This window comes from Halobacteria archaeon AArc-dxtr1 (assembly GCA_025517425.1).
Classification (GTDB): Archaea; Halobacteriota; Halobacteria; order Halobacteriales; family Natrialbaceae; genus Halostagnicola.
In genome coordinates this window covers 707,649-722,220 of the sequence record JAOPJY010000001.1, presented here as the reverse complement: position 1 = coordinate 722,220, position 14,572 = coordinate 707,649, and the positions used below count along the sequence as shown (strand labels likewise).

The window sequence follows — 14,572 nt, the reverse complement described above, 5'->3', positions numbered from 1 at the left end:
TACTATGCAGGGACAAGCCCAACAGCAGGCGTACGACCGTGGCATCACGATCTTCTCACCAGACGGGCGACTCTACCAGGTCGAGTACGCCCGCGAGGCGGTCAAACGTGGCACCGCGAGCATCGGTATCCGAACCGACGGCGGCGTCGTGCTAGCCGTCGACAAGCGGATCCCCTCCCCGCTGCTCGAGGACTCGAGCGTCGAGAAGATCCACAAGGCAGACGACCACGTCGGCGTCGCCAGCGCGGGCCACGTCGCCGACGCCCGCCAGCTGATCGACTTCGCGCGCCGCCAGGCCCAGGTCAACCACCTGCGCTACGGCGAGCCCATCGGCGTCGAGACGCTCACGAAGAACGTCACCGACCACATCCAGCAGTACACCCAGGTCGGCGGCGCCCGCCCGTTCGGCGTCGCCCTGATCGTCGGCGGTATCGAGAACGGCGAGCCGCGCCTGTTCGAGACCGATCCCTCCGGTACGCCCTACGAGTGGAAGGCACTCGCCGTCGGCGCCGACCGTGGCGACCTCCAGAGCTATCTGGAGGAGAACTACGATGAATCGGCCGATCTCGACGCTGGCATCGCCCTCGCACTCGACGCACTCGCCTCCGTCAACGAGGGCTCGCTGTTGCCCACCGAGGTCGGTCTCGCGACGATCGACGCCGAGACCGAGTCCTTCGACCAGTTCACGGACGACCGCATCGAGGAGTACCTGACGGAGAACGACCTGCTCGACGACGGCGAGGACGCCGACGAAGAGTAATCCTCCCACCGCGGCAAAAGCTCTTTTAGGGGCCCGGGGGTATCCTCGGGTATGATATCGCTCGACGAGGCGGTGACGGCGCGACTCGAGTCACACGGGGAGCGCTTCGAAGTGCTCGTAGACCCGGACGCAGCGCTCGCGATCAAGCGCGGTGAGTTCGACGACGATCTCGAAGACGTCATCGCCGCGGAGGACGTCTTCGAGGACGCCTCCCGCGGCGATCGACCGGCCGAGAGCGACCTCGAGACAGTTTTCGAGACCACGGATCCCTTAGCGATCATTCCGGAGGTCATCCAGCGCGGGGAGATACAGATCACGGCCGACCAGCGCCGCGAGATGCAAGAGCAAAAGCGAAAGCAGCTGATCAACACCATCGCGCGAAACGCGATCAATCCGCAAATGGACGACGCGCCCCATCCGCCCGAACGCATCGAGAACGCTCTAGAAGAGGCCGGCTTCACGGTCGACCCGATGGAGCCGGTCGAAAACCAGGTCGACGATGCTCTCGATGATCTGCGACCGGTGATCCCGATCCGATTCGAGGAGGTCACCATCGCCGTCCAGATTCCCCCGGAGTACGCCGGCAGTGCCCAGGCAAAGATCCGTCAGTTCGGCGAGTTAGAGCGCGAAGAGTGGCAGCCCGACGGCTCGTGGGTCGGCGCGATCACGTTCCCCGCGGGGATGCAAAACGAGTTCTACGACGTCGTCAACGAGCACACGAGCGGCGAGGCCGAAACGCAGATGGTCAAGGACAAAGACGACCTCAAGACGCGATAGCTGTCGGAGGGTCGCGGATACGGCGGTAAGGGTGGTGGGACGGGGTCTACCCTCTGTGATAACCGATCAGAAAGCCGGCAGTGAAGCCGACGCCGACCGAGAGTGTCGTCACGGCGGTGTCGAGCCAGTCTGTACCCGCTTGCTCGACGTCTTCCTGGGCGCCAGCCAGTCCGGCGGTCAGTCGGTCCCAGTGGACGACGACGATGCCCTGGGACTCGAGGTACCGAAAGACGACCAGCTGGACGCCGATGACGACGGCCAACACTTTCGCGATGCGTTTCGTCCCGTAGCCAATAATCGCCCCCAGAACCATGCTCGCGGCGAACTCGAAGCCGAGCATGGTCGGCTCGATGGAACTCATAGTCCGTCGTTGTCCCCTGGGTCGAAGATGGTTACGATTCAGTGACTATCACACAATTTGGAACGTCGCTCTGCCATCTCCCATCGGCAGTCTCGCCCGACCGAATCTCGCCACGGGATTCAAGACGGTTGGGGGTCTAGGTGTGCGTATGTTCACGCAACCACGAACGGAGGTGGCCAGCCGGCATCCCTGACGTGTCCGCACCCGAATCGCAGTCGATCGGTCTCGATCGCCCCTCATTACACCACCGTCCTGGTTCGAGGCGCGGCGTGGATCGAGCCAACGCGGACACCCACCAGCCAGACGCATGACGGCTATCATTGCCAAGCGCGTCGACGACGGCGTTCCCGACACCACGGAGATTCGCGACCTCGCTCGCGCTGCAGGCTACGAGGTCGTCGGTGAGGTCACCCAGAGCCGGACGGCCGACGCCGCCCTCCAGCTCGGGGAAGGGAAAGCCGAGGAGCTCGCCGAACTCGTCGCCCGAACCGGCGCGACCACGGTCATCTTCGACAACCGGTTGGGACCCTACCAGACGTACAATCTGGGGCAGCTCCTGCCAGACGGCGTCGAGGTCGTCGACCGATTTACGCTGATCCTCGAGATCTTCGGCCAGCGCGCCCACACCCGCAAGGCCCAGCTCCAGGTCGAGCTCGCCGAACTCCGCTACGAGCTGCCCCGCGCAGAAGCCAAGACGAGCCTCGCAAAGCGCGAGGAACACCCCGGATTCATGGGGCTTGGCGAGTACGACGAGAGCCGCGAGCGGGACATCAAAGCCCAGATCAGCCGGATCAAAGACGAGCTCGCCCAGATCGAGCAGACCGAACAGCAACGCCGGGAGCGCCGGCGCGCCTCGGGGTTCGATCTGGTCGCGCTGGCGGGCTACACGAACGCCGGCAAGTCGACGCTGCTTCGTCGCCTCGCCGACGATCTGGCGATCGACGAAAACGAGGATCTGCATCCGGATCTCGACGCGACCGCCGAGTCCGAAGACGACCTGTTCACCACACTCGGGACGACGACTCGCCGAGCCGACATTGAGCCACGCAACGTGCTCGTCACCGACACCGTCGGGTTCGTCAGCGATCTCCCCCACTGGCTCGTCGAATCGTTCAAGTCGACGCTCGACTCGGTCTACCGGGCCGATCTCGTCTTGCTCGTCGTCGACGTCAGCGAGCCGATCGAGGAGATCCACGAGAAGCTCGTCACCTGTCACGACACACTCTACGAGCGAAACGAGGCGCCGATCGTGACGGTGTTGAACAAGATCGACCGCGTCGACGAAGACGAACTCGCAGAGAAGCGTGAGGCGCTCTCGGCGCTGGCGCCGAACCCGGTGACTGTGAGCGCTCGCGAGGGAACCAACGTCGACGCGTTGGTCGACCGTATCGACCACGAACTCCCCGACTGGGAGGAAGAGCGACTCGTCTTACCGATGACCGACGAGACGATGAGTCTCGTCTCTTGGATCCACGACAACGCCCACGTCGACGACGTCGCCTACGGTGACGACGACGTGGTCATCTCCTTCGAGGCGCGGCCCGCAGTCATCTCGCAGGCCCGATCGCGTGCGAGCGATCTGCAGGCGCCGTCAGCCTGAACAGCGCAGGCATCGGCGGTTACGGAGGCGGGCTGTCCCCGCGCTGGCAATACGTATAAATCACTCCGTCGAGAGTATCGGCGTATGGAACGTGTCGCGATCATCGGCGCCTCGATGACCCAGTTCGGGCAGCGAGACGCCTGGATTCGAGAGTTACTGTCGGAGGCGGGGGCGGCCTGCCTCGACGACGCCGGAGTCGAACCGAACGCGCTCGACCACCTCTACGTCTCGAACATGGCCAGCGGCGAGTTCGAGGGACAGGGCGGGATCATGAACGCTGTCGCCCACGATCTGGGGGCGCTGCCGGCGTACACCGAGCGCATCGACCAGACGAGTTCGAGCGGTGGGGCGGGGATCTTCGCCGCCTACCGCTCGATTGCGAGTGGGACGAGCGAGATGACGCTGCTGATCGGCGGCGAGAAGATGACCCACCGGACGACGGCGGAGTCGACGGACGTTATCGCCTCGATCACCCACCCGGCGGAGTACAAACACGGCGTGACGCTACCCTCGTTTGCGGGAATGACCGCTCGCCACTATCTCGAACGGTTCGACGCGCCCCGAGAGAGTCTGGCGAAAGTGGCACAGAAGAACCACAAGAACGGCGTGGACAACCCCCACGCGCAGTTCCGGAAGGAAGTCGACGTCGAGACGATCCTCGACTCGCCGATCGTCGCGGATCCACTCCGCTTGTACGACTTCTGCCCAATTACCGACGGCAGCGCCGCGTTGCTGTTCTGTCCGGAATCCGTCGCCAAGGAGTATACAGACGAGTACGCGGTGATCGCCGGCGTCGATGGCGCGACGGACACTCACGTCGTCCACGAGCGCGCCGACCCGACGGTGATGAACGGCGTCGTCGATAGCGGCCAGGGGGCCTACGAGATGAGCGGTTACGGGCCCGAGGATATCGACGTCGCGGAGCTTCACGATATGTTTACCATCCTCGAATTCCTCCAGATGGAGGGGCTTGGCTTCGCAGAACAGGGTGAGGCCTGGAAGCGCGTCGAGGCCGGCGACACCGAGCGCGACGCCGAGTTGCCGATCAACACCTCCGGCGGGCTCAAGTCGAAGGGCCACCCCTTAGGCGCCAGTGGCGTCGCTCAGGGCGTCGAGATCTACGAGCAACTCGTTGGCGAGGCCGGTCCCCGACAGGTCGATGCCGAGGTCGGCCTCTGTTGTAACGTGGGTGGCTTTGGCAACTGTGTTATCACCACCATCATGGAGGCACCAGCATGAGCGACCGTGGACCTTCCGGAGACGGTGGCGAGGAGAACACAAACGAACAGCCGCCGATGGCGGCAGCCCGGTACGCTGACGGATCGATCAGCTACCCCGTCCATCCGATCGGCCCCGACGGTTCCGAGCCCGTCGAGACGATCGACCTGAGTGAGTACACCGCGGAGGTCGTCACCTGGACGACCAGCACGGCAACGCCGCCAGGCGTCCGTGCGCCGAACACGATCGCGATCGTGGAGTTCGAGGTTCCTGATGACGATTCGGACGACGGCGAGCCAGTCCGAGCGATTGGCCAGGTGACGACCGACGAGGTTGAGGTCGGTGACGAGGTCAGACCGGTCTACGTCGAGGAGTTGCGTGATCCCGAGGCCGGGATCAAGGTACCTGAGAGCCAGGAGTGGGACGGCTACCGGTTCGAGCCGGTCTGACCGCCGTCGCTGTCGTCCGATTCGTCCCGGTCGTCTTCCTTGCCGCCACTCGCAGCACCAGCGGTGGTATCGGGTTGGTCTTCGGGATCGTGCGACGCCGAATTGTCGTCATCATCGCCGTCTTCTCGCTCGGGATCGTCGGTGCCGTAGCGGTCTTTAAGCGTTTCGAGTTCCGCGTCGACGTCTACGTGTGAGTCGTTTGCCTCCGAACTACCGTCGTCGATCTCGATCGTGTAGCTGTCTCTCGATTCGGTCTGGCTGTCGTCCTCGGCGACGTCCGCGAACTTCGAGTCGGCGTCGTCGCCCGCTTTCTGGAGCCGCCGATCGACGTCGTCGCGAAGTTGCTGGGCCTCTGCCAGCAAGTCGTGGGCTCGATCGTCGGCGGGAAGCGAGCCCGCTGAAACCGCGCGCTGGAGTTCCGAGAGTGCGCGGTCGAGCTGTGAGACGGTGGTTTGGCGAAGCTCTTCGGCCCGACGACTGGTTTCGGTCGCAACAGCCTGTGAACGATCGCGAGCCTCACGCTCGGTTCGAACCAGCTTGAGCCCGCGCTGGAACGCCTCGAGTGCGCGGACGTTGGCCTTGAGAACGGCAAGCGCGGCGGGAATTGCGAGTTCGTCGGCGACGCGAAAGAGGTCACTCGGCATCGGTGCCCGGACGGGCGATCGACGCTGGGATTCGAGCGTGACACGAAGCTCTTCGACGGCCCCGGCGAGCTCCTGGATCGCTACTTCCAGTTCGTCGTCTCGGTCGGTCATACGCCCACCTACGAAGGCGGACGTGAAAAGCTGAGGGTCCATTGCGCGAGGTCTATCACAATGTTATTGTGTCAGTACAACATCCTCTCGGTTCCAATGGAGTCCGACCGAGAGGATGTCGCCCGTGAGAAACTCTCGTTCGCACGAGCGCTCGATTCGCTCAAAGCGGGCGGCAGCAACGTGTTACTGGTCGGCGAGACGACGCGACACGACGTGCTCTGTCGCCGGCTCGACGGAGATTCGACGTGCCGACCCCGGTATCGACTGTTCGTCTCACTGGATCCGACGGGCGAAGCGGGGGACGGGCGCGCCGCTCTGACTGATGGCCACGCCGACGCAACTCGTACGCAGACACTTTCGTACGCCGCAATCGTCGACCGCGAGACGGATGGGGGTGACCCGCTTGGCCGTCTCGGGGCCGAGATCGTCACGGCGGTCGACGGATTCGACGAGCAGGCGGGTGGCGTTTCGGCAGGGCAGCTTCGCGTGTGCATAGACGGCCTCGAGGCGGCGACAGCTGCCCACGACGTCGAGGGGCTGTTTCGCCTCCTTCACGCGGTCACGTCGCGGGTCAAACACGCCGCCGGCATGGGCCACGTCCACATAGATGTCGACTCCGACGACGAGCTCGTGTCGCTGTTCGAGCCGCTGTTCGATGCGACGGTCGACGTGCGTGCGAGCGAAACGGGGTACGAGCAGCGCTGGCACCTTCGGGACGAGGACGCCAGCAGCGGCTGGATTCCGGTGAGGGAGTAGGCTTCCAAGCGCTTTTATCGGCGGAACACCCCCGAGTTGGTATGCGAATCGAGAACAGTTTCATCCCGGTACCCGGCGTCGGCGAAGCGACCGAGCGCCGGCTCTGGGAGCACGGCATCACTCACTGGGACGAGTTCGACGGCAGCGTCGTCGGCGAGACGCTGGCCGACCGGATCGATCAGTTCATCGCGGAAGGGCGTCGACACCTCGAGCAGGATAACCTCGCCTTTTTCGCCGAATCGCTGCCCACGTCGAGCCAGTGGCGACTCTACGAGAATGCCCGTTCCGAGGCGTGCTTTCTGGACATCGAGACGACTGGGCTCGATGCGACGTGCAACGACGTGACCACCGTCAGCGTCTATCGCGGCGGCGAGATGACGACGCTGGTTCGTGGCGATGACCTAGAACGGAGTCGCCTACAGGCCGAACTCGACGCCGCCTCGCTACTCGTCACCTTCAACGGCAAGCGTTTCGACGTCCCGTTTCTCGAGGAGTGTTACGACGTGGACGCCTCGACACCGCACGTCGACCTCATGTACTCCTGTCAGAGCCTCGGACTCGATGGCGGGTTGAAACGGATCGAGCGCGACCTTGGGATCGAACGTGACCGCCCCGACATCACCGGCCGGGACGCGGTGCGCCTCTGGCGAGAGTACGAACGCGGCGACGAGGGTGCTCTCGAGACGCTCGTTGCGTACAACCGGGCCGATACGGAGAACCTGCAGACGGTGATGGAGATCGTTTCGAATCGCCTCCACCGGTCGGTCTTCGAAGCGATCGCCGGACCGAGAGATGGGGACGTACGCTAATGTGACTCAGTCGCGAATGTCGACGGTCCCATCGCTACTGACGACGATATCGTACCCACAGTAGGTAAATTCGATCTGCCCGCTTCCGCGAGGTGTGCCGTCTTCACGTGGGGCAAACAGCGCGTCGAGTGCCTCCGGGTTGACGACGTCGTAGAGCGCATCGTACTCGGGTGGCTCGATCTCCATTGGATCGATCCCCTCCTTCTCGGCAACCGCGGCAATCACCTCGAAGCTCAACGGTTGATATCGCCCACTTTCGTCCGATCGGTCTACTGAGAGTAGCATTGGGCGCACTCATCACATGATGAGATATAAACCCTGTGAACCGCACGCAGAGGTGGTGTACATATTTGAACGTGAACGATCAGATGTGGCTTCCACACCCCTTATTGGCGGCCGAGATCCCGAGAATAATCTGACTATCAGTGGGCTACGAGTCAGTGTGCGGGACGGTAGAGGTGGTTCCGTGGTTCCGTCGGAGCAGATAGTCTATTCCGTAACGACAGAGTCTCGGTCTCGCCGTTCGAACGTCGGCCGTAGACGCCTCGCATGAACACCGAGAAACTCGCGCCGATCTACGCCGCTGGAATAGCACTCAACGTCATCGCACTGGGGTATTCGATCTGGGCCGGCGAGTTGCTCTTCGCGCTCACGTTCGGGTTCGTCCTCGTGTATCTGGGATTTCGGTATCGGATGATCCGTACCGACTCCGTCGCTCCCGACTAACGCCACGAGCGTTCGGCGTCGTCACCTGACTCACCGCTGGAGACGCTGACGAATTGCTGCTCGTCCGAGGGTGACCACCGAACGGCGGTCCGACCGTGAGTGTTCGTCTGTCGGTTCGCTGGCGACCACTGACGCGGCCAACCCGGCGATGCTCGCCAGAATTATGCCACCGCCGAGGACCGTCAGCGCCGTCAGCCCGCCCTGAAAGAGCCCGATCAGCAGGACGATCGAACCGACGATCTGTCCGACGAGAGGGACGGTAAATGCGAGTGTCTCGCGATCGATTCCACGGACCTGTGCGTCCATCCTGTGCATTTTGCTGGCCATATGTGTGATACGTTCTCACTCCGCATAAACGGCTCACGGTGATCGGCTGATACGTCAGGAAAACCGGACGGATCGCGTGGGTCGAGTACGGCTCGTCAGCTCTCGTCCGACTCGACGAGTTCTCGGATACGCGTCGAAACCGTTCCGCTTCCAAGCGACCCCTCGCCTCGCCAGTGGATCGATCCTTCGCGGTCTATCACGACCGTCGTCGGTAGGTCCTCAATTCTGTAGTAGTCGGCGACGACATCGTCTGCGTCAAGTGCCAGCGTCCAGTCGCCGTCAGTGTCGTCCCACCACTCTCGGAAATCGGCCTCGTCTGGACTGGCACTCATGTCTGCGACCGTCACCAACTGTACATCCTCGATTCCGTCCTCGCGGAGATCGCTGGCAACCGAAGAAAGCGTTTCAATCTGCCCTTCTCCCGTTGGACAGTGGCTCCTGGTGACGTTTACCACGCTGACACCCTCCTGGTCAGGGACGGTCACAGTGTCGTCGTCCGGATCGATAGTCCGGAGCTCGAACGGTGGGTTGGGCTCCCCGTTTTCGTCGTCCCCGGCCACTTCGTCGTCGCCGTTCGTCGTCGACCCCGAGCGACGGGTCACGGCGAATGCGGCGCCGCTTGCCAGCGCTGCCAGCCCGGCACCGCCGACGAGTAGCTCGCGGCGTTCCATACGACCCACACGTCGGGTTATGAATAGATAGATCCATCGCTCCCCGGGAGACAGCGTGGCGAACCGATGGGCTGGCGCGTGTTCTGACGCAGAAAAACCGGATCCCTTTTGATGGTTATGTAGCAACGATTGGTCAGCAGTGAGTGAGGAGTGCGATCTTTCGACGTTGCTCGACATTTTAGACGACGAGTACGCACGGGCGATCCTCACCGAGACGAGCGTCGAACCCATGTCTGCCAGCACCCTGAGCGAACGCTGTGACGCGTCGCTTCCCACGATCTACCGGCGCCTCGAGACCCTCGAGGGGTGTCGGCTCGTCACCGAAGAGACGAACCTCGCATCGGACGGCAACCACTACAGCGTCTACCGGGCGAACTTAGACGGCTTCGAGCTGTCACTCGATGAGGGCGAATTCAGCTACGAAGTCAGCTACCGCGAGGAAGACGTCGCGGACCGATTCACCACGATGTGGGAGGAACTGCGATGAGCACCGACGTCGTTCGCGTCGACGAGGCACCGCTGCTCGACGTCCTGACGGTCGGCACGCTGTTTCTCGTGGCGCTGGTCGGGACAGTAATCGCCTACCAGGCCTACCGAGGATACCGGCGAAACGATAGTTCATCGATGCTCTATCTCGCGATCGGCCTCTTGTTGCTGACAGCTGTTCCCTTCCTGCTCAACGTCGGACTCACCACCCTCGTCGGGACCAACCGGGTCGCGACGGCCCTTCTGGAAAACGTGAGCCGGCTGCTTGGCCTGCTCACGATTATGTACTCGCTGTACGGTCGCCATTGACCACGTCCGGTCCCAAAAACACGCCGTACACCCCTGGGATCGCAGCGCAGGATGTGATCGCTTTTCAGTTGCGCCAGCGGAGCCTGTCGACCACAATCTGTCTCGGCCGGTGACGGTGATCGGTCCTCGTCGGCTAGCGTCGGAATGTCAGAGGCGCCCGATCGTGTGATCGGGCGGAGGCGGGACGACCCGTCTCCACCAGCACCGTCTCGCCAGCAGATGGTAATATCACTGGCCTATTTTCTGTCTCGGAAAATGCCGGCGTCGGCCCCTGAATCAGCCGTGAAGCCTCCGTCTGGTTTGGGTGACGGTTTCGACGAACTCCCGGAGAACTGGGGCGCCATCGGCGAGCCACAGCAACAGGGCGGCGATCCCGAGTCCGACCTGTGCCAGGAGATACGTCGACGGATCGCCCGAGAGGAGGTTATCCAGGTAGCCGCCGAGTAAGATCTCGACGTACGCTTGGAACCCGTGGTTGTGTCCGCCGTCGCCGACGGTCGCGACCGGCCACAGCATCAGTTCGACGAGAACCACGTCTTCGCGCAGGTACGCGTCGACGACATCTGCGGGCAGGTGAAGCAGGTACCCGAGCCCGAACGCCAGTCCCGACCGCGGGCGCCCGCGTTCCCGAGCGAGCACGCCGACCGCGATTGCGAGCGGGACGGCGAAAAATATCGAGTGGCCAATCGCGTACCCACCGTCGAAGACGCCGAACTCCCAGGCCAGTGGCTTGTCGATTAGATCGGGGAGCACCGACGCGAAGACGGCTGCAAATGCGTCGAGTCCACCCGGAGTGTCCCGGTAAACGACGCGAGAGAGAAGCGAGTACGCGACGTACCCCATGATTGCATGTTCCCAAGGCCACATACCTGGACGTTCGCCGAGTCGGGGATAGTTATAGGGTGCGTGTGTTCTCCGCGAAGCCGTCGGGTCGCCGTTCGTAGGCGAGTACTGAGACGGATCGCGGAGAGCGCCCCCGTTCACGAATCAGTCTCGTAAGCGATTCCTACCGACCGCCCAGGGAAGGAAACGGTTTTTCGCCGTCCGTCCCAACCGGTGGCTATGAACCTACAGGTACGCGAGGTCCCCGACCTCGGTCCCGACGAGCGCGTGGCCCTCTTTGAGCGCGACGCCGGCATCGACGCCGTCCGCGAGGACGTCCGCGGAATCGTCGACCGCGTCCGTGAAGAAGGAGACGTCGCTGTCCGGGAATTCTGCGAGGAGTTCGACGACGTCACCGTGGGCAACCTGAACATCACCGACGAGTGCGAGCGTGCTCACGAGGGGCTCGACGACGAGATGCTCACAGCGATTCGAACTGCAGCCCAAAACGTTCGGGAGTTCCACAAAGAACAGGTGCCGGAGGACTGGCGCCGGGAGTTCTCGCCCGGCCGCGAGTTGGGACGGCGATTCCGACCGATCGACCGCGTCGGCGTCTACGTCCCCGGCGGGGCCGCGGCCTACCCGTCGAGTGCGATCATGGGCGTCGTCCCGGCGGTCGTCGCCGGCGTCGAGCACGTCTCCGTCGTGACGCCGCCCGCTGAAGAGATAAGCGACGTGACGCTGGCTGCAATTCACGAAGCCGGTGCGGACGCGGTCTACAGCGTCGGCGGTGCACAGGCGATCGCCGCCCTCGCCTACGGCACCGAGTCGATCACGCGGGTCCAGAAGATCGTCGGTCCCGGCAACCGCTGGGTGACCGCCGCGAAGGCCGAGGTCCGAGGTGACGTCGAGATCGACTTCCTGGCCGGCCCGAGCGAGATCGTGACTGTCGCCGACGAGACCGCGCCGCCGGCGCTCGTCGCAGCAGATCTCCTCGCGCAGGCCGAACACGATCCCAACTCCCCGGTGATCGCGATCACGGACGATCGAGACACCGCCGAGTCGCTCGTCGCCGAACTGGAAGCGCGCGCGCCGAACTGCGAGCGCGCCGAGATCGTCTGCGAGTCACTCGACAACGACGCCAGCGGGGTCTTCCTCGCCCGGTCGATGAGCGAGGCGATCCTCTTTACCGAGGAGTACGCACCCGAGCACCTCTCGATCGTCGCCGAGGACGAGGAGGCGATCTTAGACCGGATCGACAGCGCTGGTAGCGTCTTCCTCGGCCCTCACACGCCCGTCGCGGCTGGCGACTACGCCAGTGGAACCAACCACGTTCTCCCGACGAACGGTGGTGCACGGGTTACTGGCGGCCTCTCCGTCGAAACCTTCCTCCGGTCGACGACGGTGCAGCGCCTCTCGGAGTCGGGGCTCGAAGAGATCGGTGAGACGGTTACGACGCTCGCCGAAGCCGAGGGGCTCTCGGCCCACGCCGAGAGTGTCCGTGCGCGGACCGAACGGGACGAACGACGCGAGTGACGTGCCACGAGAAGCGACTGTAACGGACACTCGAGTAATCTCGCCGTGAGACGGCAGGGGCTGGTTTTAGGGTGTTTCCCCTCATACTCAAGCGAGATGCAACCGGCCGCGGTCGATCCGACGGATCCGCGCGTCTTAGAGCGCAACTACGACTACGCCCAGCGGAATCTCTGGATCCTCTCGATGTGGTACGGCTGTGACGTCGACCGGATGGTCGAGCTGCTGGCGATGACAGGCGTCCCGCTCTCGGCTAACGATCGACGACGCTTTGGCAGCCAGTACGAGGCCGCTCGACGGCGGATGAGCGAGCGGTCGTAGTTGGGGCGATTCGGGTGCGTCAACGTTAACACCGTTGGGCAGGAATAGTGAGTTATGAGCACCGACACCGCAACCGACGGGGAGACGCGTCCCAGAATCGAGGTCACGCCGGACGCGGCCGAGCAAGCCCGCTCGCTACTCGAGGGAGAGGGACTCGACGTCTCGAAGGCAGGGCTCCGGCTGTTCGTCCAGCAAGGCGGCTGCGCCGGGCTCTCCTACGGCATGCGATTCGACGACGAACCCGACGAAGACGACACGATCTACGAGCACCACGAGCTGCGCATCTTCGTCGATCCGGCGAGTCTCAAATATATCGAGGGCAGCGTCCTCGACTACGAGAGCGGGCTTCAAGCGGAGGGATTCCACGTCGAGAATCCCAACGTCGTCAGCGAGTGTGGCTGTGGCGAGTCGTTCCGAACCTAATCTGTGCCGGCGCCAACGTTCGCCTCGTCGTTCGATCGTCCCTACTCTTCGAGTTCGAACGCGACGGTGACTTCCGCCTGATACTCCCGGTCGTCGACGCTCGCGAGTTCGACGCCGAGTTCGTCGACCTCGACCCAGTAGACGTTCTGGAGGGTCGCTTCTGCCCGGTCGATTGCGTCGTCAGCCGCGGCGTCGAAGCTCTCCGTGCTGGTACCGATGAGCGTGATCTTCTTATAGACCATGGCACGTGCCAGTACGGAACACGATGACTTAAGAATACGGCGGGATCGGCTCGATTTCTGCCGTGGTTCGTTTAGGCGGGGGTGGCGTGGGGCCCCGGCGGCGCTCGCTCGACCTCGTACTCCTCGCCGTCAACGACGATAATGGCCCACTCGTAGGCCGGATCGACGCGTTCGAGTCGTCGTTCGAGTGCGTCGGCGCCTGCCGGTTCGGCGACGAAACAGTGGAATCCACCGTCGTCTGCCGGAAGGTCGTCGCCCGGGTTCGGGCGAACGTGAACGACCTTCCACTCCCGTTCGGCTCTGAAGGTCGAACCGGTTCCTTCGACGGTGTATCCAAGCTCTGCGAAAATCACTCTGGCCTGCTCGACGAGCTGCGTGTTAACAGGACCCATTCAACACTCTCTACGGCACTATCCATGATAAAGGTTGTCACAGTTCTCACGAGGACGTGACTCGCCGCCACCGGGCCATCACTCGTGGGCGGCGTCCCACTCCGTCGGCTTCCGGAAGTTCCCACAGCGGTTACACTGGATTCGCCCCATCGAATCCATCGCGTTGTCGAGGCTCTCACAGTGCGTACAGAACCAGCCGTACCGACGGTTGCGGTCCCGAGACTCGTAGGCGACGAGAAACGGGGCCTTCGAGCCGGTGTCCCCGTCCCGCTCGTCGACGTAGACGGTTCGTCCGTCGTCGGTGGACTTCGGTCGCATACCACGCAGTATCGACGCGCTGCCTAAAGGCGTGTCTGTCCGAATCGCCCCGCAGCGAGCCACAGGGAATGCATCAGTCCCGAATCCTCAAGGCCGACGCTCGCGTACTCCAACCGATGAAACGTCGCGCGTTTGTCGCCGCGCTCGTCTTGCTTCCCGGCTGCACGCGCGTCTTCGAGGAGAACGGCGAGATCACCGAGCCAGGGGACGTCGAAATCGTCTGGTCGAGTCTGATCCGCGAGGATCCCGGAACCGACGAGGAGCGCGTCGTCGTCCAGGGGATCGTCAGAAACGTCGGTGAACGGACGCTCAGCTACATCGAAGTTCGCGCCACGTTTCTCGATGCCGACGGCGAGGAACTCACGAGCGTCGTCGCGAACGTTGATGAAGACGTTTCGACAGGTTCGGAGTGGGAATTCGAGATCGAGTTCCCCGACTTCGGTGAGCGGGCGGCCCGCGTTGAGACGTACGAACTCGAGCCTGCAACCGGCGTCTGAGAGGAGGGATCCTGGATGAA

At 63.4% G+C, this 14,572-nt stretch carries 23 protein-coding genes; 14 read left to right on the top strand and 9 right to left on the bottom strand.

Annotated features, from left to right (window positions below):
- Positions 1 to 4: 4 nt before the first annotated feature.
- Together psmA and OB905_03725 are read left to right on the top strand one after the other, a co-directional pair.
- A complete protein-coding gene (psmA, locus tag OB905_03730) occupies positions 5 to 760 on the top strand; it encodes an archaeal proteasome endopeptidase complex subunit alpha (protein MCU4925098.1) in 756 nt (251 codons plus the stop codon).
- Positions 761 to 811: 51 nt separating this feature from the next.
- Positions 812 to 1,537, top strand: coding sequence for a ribosome assembly factor SBDS (locus OB905_03725; protein MCU4925097.1), 726 nt, complete (start codon positions 812 to 814; stop codon positions 1,535 to 1,537).
- Positions 1,538 to 1,583: 46 nt separating this feature from the next.
- On the opposite strand, the gene OB905_03720 is transcribed toward OB905_03725, so the two are convergent.
- On the bottom strand, positions 1,584 to 1,898 hold the full coding sequence (locus tag OB905_03720; protein ID MCU4925096.1) for an FUN14 domain-containing protein: 315 nt from the start codon (positions 1,896 to 1,898) through the stop codon (positions 1,584 to 1,586).
- Between the two features lie 307 nt (positions 1,899 to 2,205).
- On the opposite strand from OB905_03720, the gene hflX reads away from it, so the two are divergent.
- The 3 genes from hflX (at position 2,206) to OB905_03705 (ending at position 5,165) form a co-directional block, all read left to right on the top strand.
- Complete coding sequence (gene hflX / locus OB905_03715; GenBank protein MCU4925095.1) at positions 2,206 to 3,498, top strand: GTPase HflX; 1,293 nt, start codon at positions 2,206 to 2,208, stop codon at positions 3,496 to 3,498.
- A gap of 84 nt (positions 3,499 to 3,582) precedes the next feature.
- Positions 3,583 to 4,737, top strand: coding sequence for a thiolase family protein (locus OB905_03710; protein ID MCU4925094.1), 1,155 nt, complete (start codon positions 3,583 to 3,585; stop codon positions 4,735 to 4,737).
- A gap of 56 nt (positions 4,738 to 4,793) precedes the next feature.
- Positions 4,794 to 5,165, top strand: a complete 372-nt coding sequence (locus tag OB905_03705; protein ID MCU4925093.1) for a nucleic acid-binding protein — start codon at positions 4,794 to 4,796, stop codon at positions 5,163 to 5,165.
- Here OB905_03705 and OB905_03700 read toward each other — a convergent pair.
- On the bottom strand, positions 5,144 to 5,920 hold the full coding sequence (locus OB905_03700; protein ID MCU4925092.1) for a hypothetical protein: 777 nt from the start codon (positions 5,918 to 5,920) through the stop codon (positions 5,144 to 5,146). The two genes, OB905_03705 and OB905_03700, sit on opposite strands and share 22 nt — an antisense overlap.
- A gap of 96 nt (positions 5,921 to 6,016) precedes the next feature.
- On the opposite strand from OB905_03700, the gene OB905_03695 reads away from it, so the two are divergent.
- Together OB905_03695 and OB905_03690 are read left to right on the top strand one after the other, a co-directional pair.
- Positions 6,017 to 6,676 (top strand): hypothetical protein, encoded by a 660-nt coding sequence (locus tag OB905_03695; protein MCU4925091.1) that lies wholly within the window; start codon positions 6,017 to 6,019, stop codon positions 6,674 to 6,676.
- Between the two features lie 41 nt (positions 6,677 to 6,717).
- Positions 6,718 to 7,485 (top strand): ribonuclease H-like domain-containing protein, encoded by a 768-nt coding sequence (locus OB905_03690; GenBank protein ID MCU4925090.1) that lies wholly within the window; start codon positions 6,718 to 6,720, stop codon positions 7,483 to 7,485.
- A 6-nt stretch (positions 7,486 to 7,491) separates the two neighbouring features.
- Here OB905_03690 and OB905_03685 read toward each other — a convergent pair whose 3' ends face one another.
- Positions 7,492 to 7,770, bottom strand: a complete 279-nt coding sequence (locus tag OB905_03685; GenBank protein ID MCU4925089.1) for a hypothetical protein — start codon at positions 7,768 to 7,770, stop codon at positions 7,492 to 7,494.
- A 264-nt stretch (positions 7,771 to 8,034) separates the two neighbouring features.
- On the opposite strand from OB905_03685, the gene OB905_03680 reads away from it, so the two are divergent.
- Positions 8,035 to 8,211, top strand: coding sequence for a hypothetical protein (locus OB905_03680; GenBank protein MCU4925088.1), 177 nt, complete (start codon positions 8,035 to 8,037; stop codon positions 8,209 to 8,211).
- A 30-nt stretch (positions 8,212 to 8,241) separates the two neighbouring features.
- Here the strand turns inward: OB905_03680 and OB905_03675 are convergent, their stop codons facing one another.
- Together OB905_03675 and OB905_03670 are read right to left on the bottom strand one after the other, a co-directional pair.
- Positions 8,242 to 8,538 (bottom strand): hypothetical protein, encoded by a 297-nt coding sequence (locus tag OB905_03675; GenBank protein MCU4925087.1) that lies wholly within the window; start codon positions 8,536 to 8,538, stop codon positions 8,242 to 8,244.
- Between the two features lie 95 nt (positions 8,539 to 8,633).
- A complete protein-coding gene (locus tag OB905_03670; protein MCU4925086.1) occupies positions 8,634 to 9,209 on the bottom strand; it encodes a TlpA family protein disulfide reductase in 576 nt (191 codons plus the stop codon).
- A 139-nt stretch (positions 9,210 to 9,348) separates the two neighbouring features.
- On the opposite strand from OB905_03670, the gene OB905_03665 reads away from it, so the two are divergent.
- A complete protein-coding gene (locus OB905_03665) occupies positions 9,349 to 9,696 on the top strand; it encodes a winged helix-turn-helix domain-containing protein (protein ID MCU4925085.1) in 348 nt (115 codons plus the stop codon).
- Positions 9,693 to 10,004: a hypothetical protein gene (locus OB905_03660; protein MCU4925084.1), complete on the top strand. Its 312-nt coding sequence runs from the start codon at positions 9,693 to 9,695 to the stop codon at positions 10,002 to 10,004. The genes OB905_03665 and OB905_03660 overlap by 4 nt, the downstream gene beginning before the upstream one ends.
- Before the next feature lie 276 nt (positions 10,005 to 10,280).
- Here OB905_03660 and OB905_03655 read toward each other — a convergent pair whose 3' ends face one another.
- Positions 10,281 to 10,871, bottom strand: a complete 591-nt coding sequence (locus OB905_03655) for a metal-dependent hydrolase (protein ID MCU4925083.1) — start codon at positions 10,869 to 10,871, stop codon at positions 10,281 to 10,283.
- Positions 10,872 to 11,066: 195 nt separating this feature from the next.
- Here OB905_03655 and hisD point away from each other — a divergent pair, with 195 nt between their 5' ends.
- The 3 genes from hisD (at position 11,067) to OB905_03640 (ending at position 13,103) form a co-directional block, all read left to right on the top strand.
- Positions 11,067 to 12,362, top strand: coding sequence for a histidinol dehydrogenase (gene hisD, locus OB905_03650; protein ID MCU4925082.1), 1,296 nt, complete (start codon positions 11,067 to 11,069; stop codon positions 12,360 to 12,362).
- Between the two features lie 96 nt (positions 12,363 to 12,458).
- Entirely contained in the window at positions 12,459 to 12,680 is a 222-nt protein-coding gene (locus OB905_03645; protein ID MCU4925081.1) for a hypothetical protein, read from the top strand.
- Between the two features lie 54 nt (positions 12,681 to 12,734).
- Positions 12,735 to 13,103, top strand: coding sequence for an iron-sulfur cluster assembly accessory protein (locus OB905_03640; protein MCU4925080.1), 369 nt, complete (start codon positions 12,735 to 12,737; stop codon positions 13,101 to 13,103).
- A gap of 41 nt (positions 13,104 to 13,144) precedes the next feature.
- Here the strand turns inward: OB905_03640 and OB905_03635 are convergent, their stop codons facing one another.
- From OB905_03635 to OB905_03625, 3 genes are all read right to left on the bottom strand, one after another.
- Complete coding sequence (locus tag OB905_03635) at positions 13,145 to 13,345, bottom strand: dodecin family protein (GenBank protein ID MCU4925079.1); 201 nt, start codon at positions 13,343 to 13,345, stop codon at positions 13,145 to 13,147.
- Between the two features lie 71 nt (positions 13,346 to 13,416).
- A complete protein-coding gene (locus OB905_03630) occupies positions 13,417 to 13,737 on the bottom strand; it encodes a hypothetical protein (protein MCU4925078.1) in 321 nt (106 codons plus the stop codon).
- A gap of 78 nt (positions 13,738 to 13,815) precedes the next feature.
- Positions 13,816 to 14,055 (bottom strand): DUF5816 domain-containing protein, encoded by a 240-nt coding sequence (locus OB905_03625; protein ID MCU4925077.1) that lies wholly within the window; start codon positions 14,053 to 14,055, stop codon positions 13,816 to 13,818.
- 116 nt (positions 14,056 to 14,171) lie between these two features.
- Here OB905_03625 and OB905_03620 point away from each other — a divergent pair, with 116 nt between their 5' ends.
- On the top strand, positions 14,172 to 14,552 hold the full coding sequence (locus OB905_03620) for a DUF3426 domain-containing protein (protein MCU4925076.1): 381 nt from the start codon (positions 14,172 to 14,174) through the stop codon (positions 14,550 to 14,552).
- Positions 14,553 to 14,572: the final 20 nt, after the last annotated feature.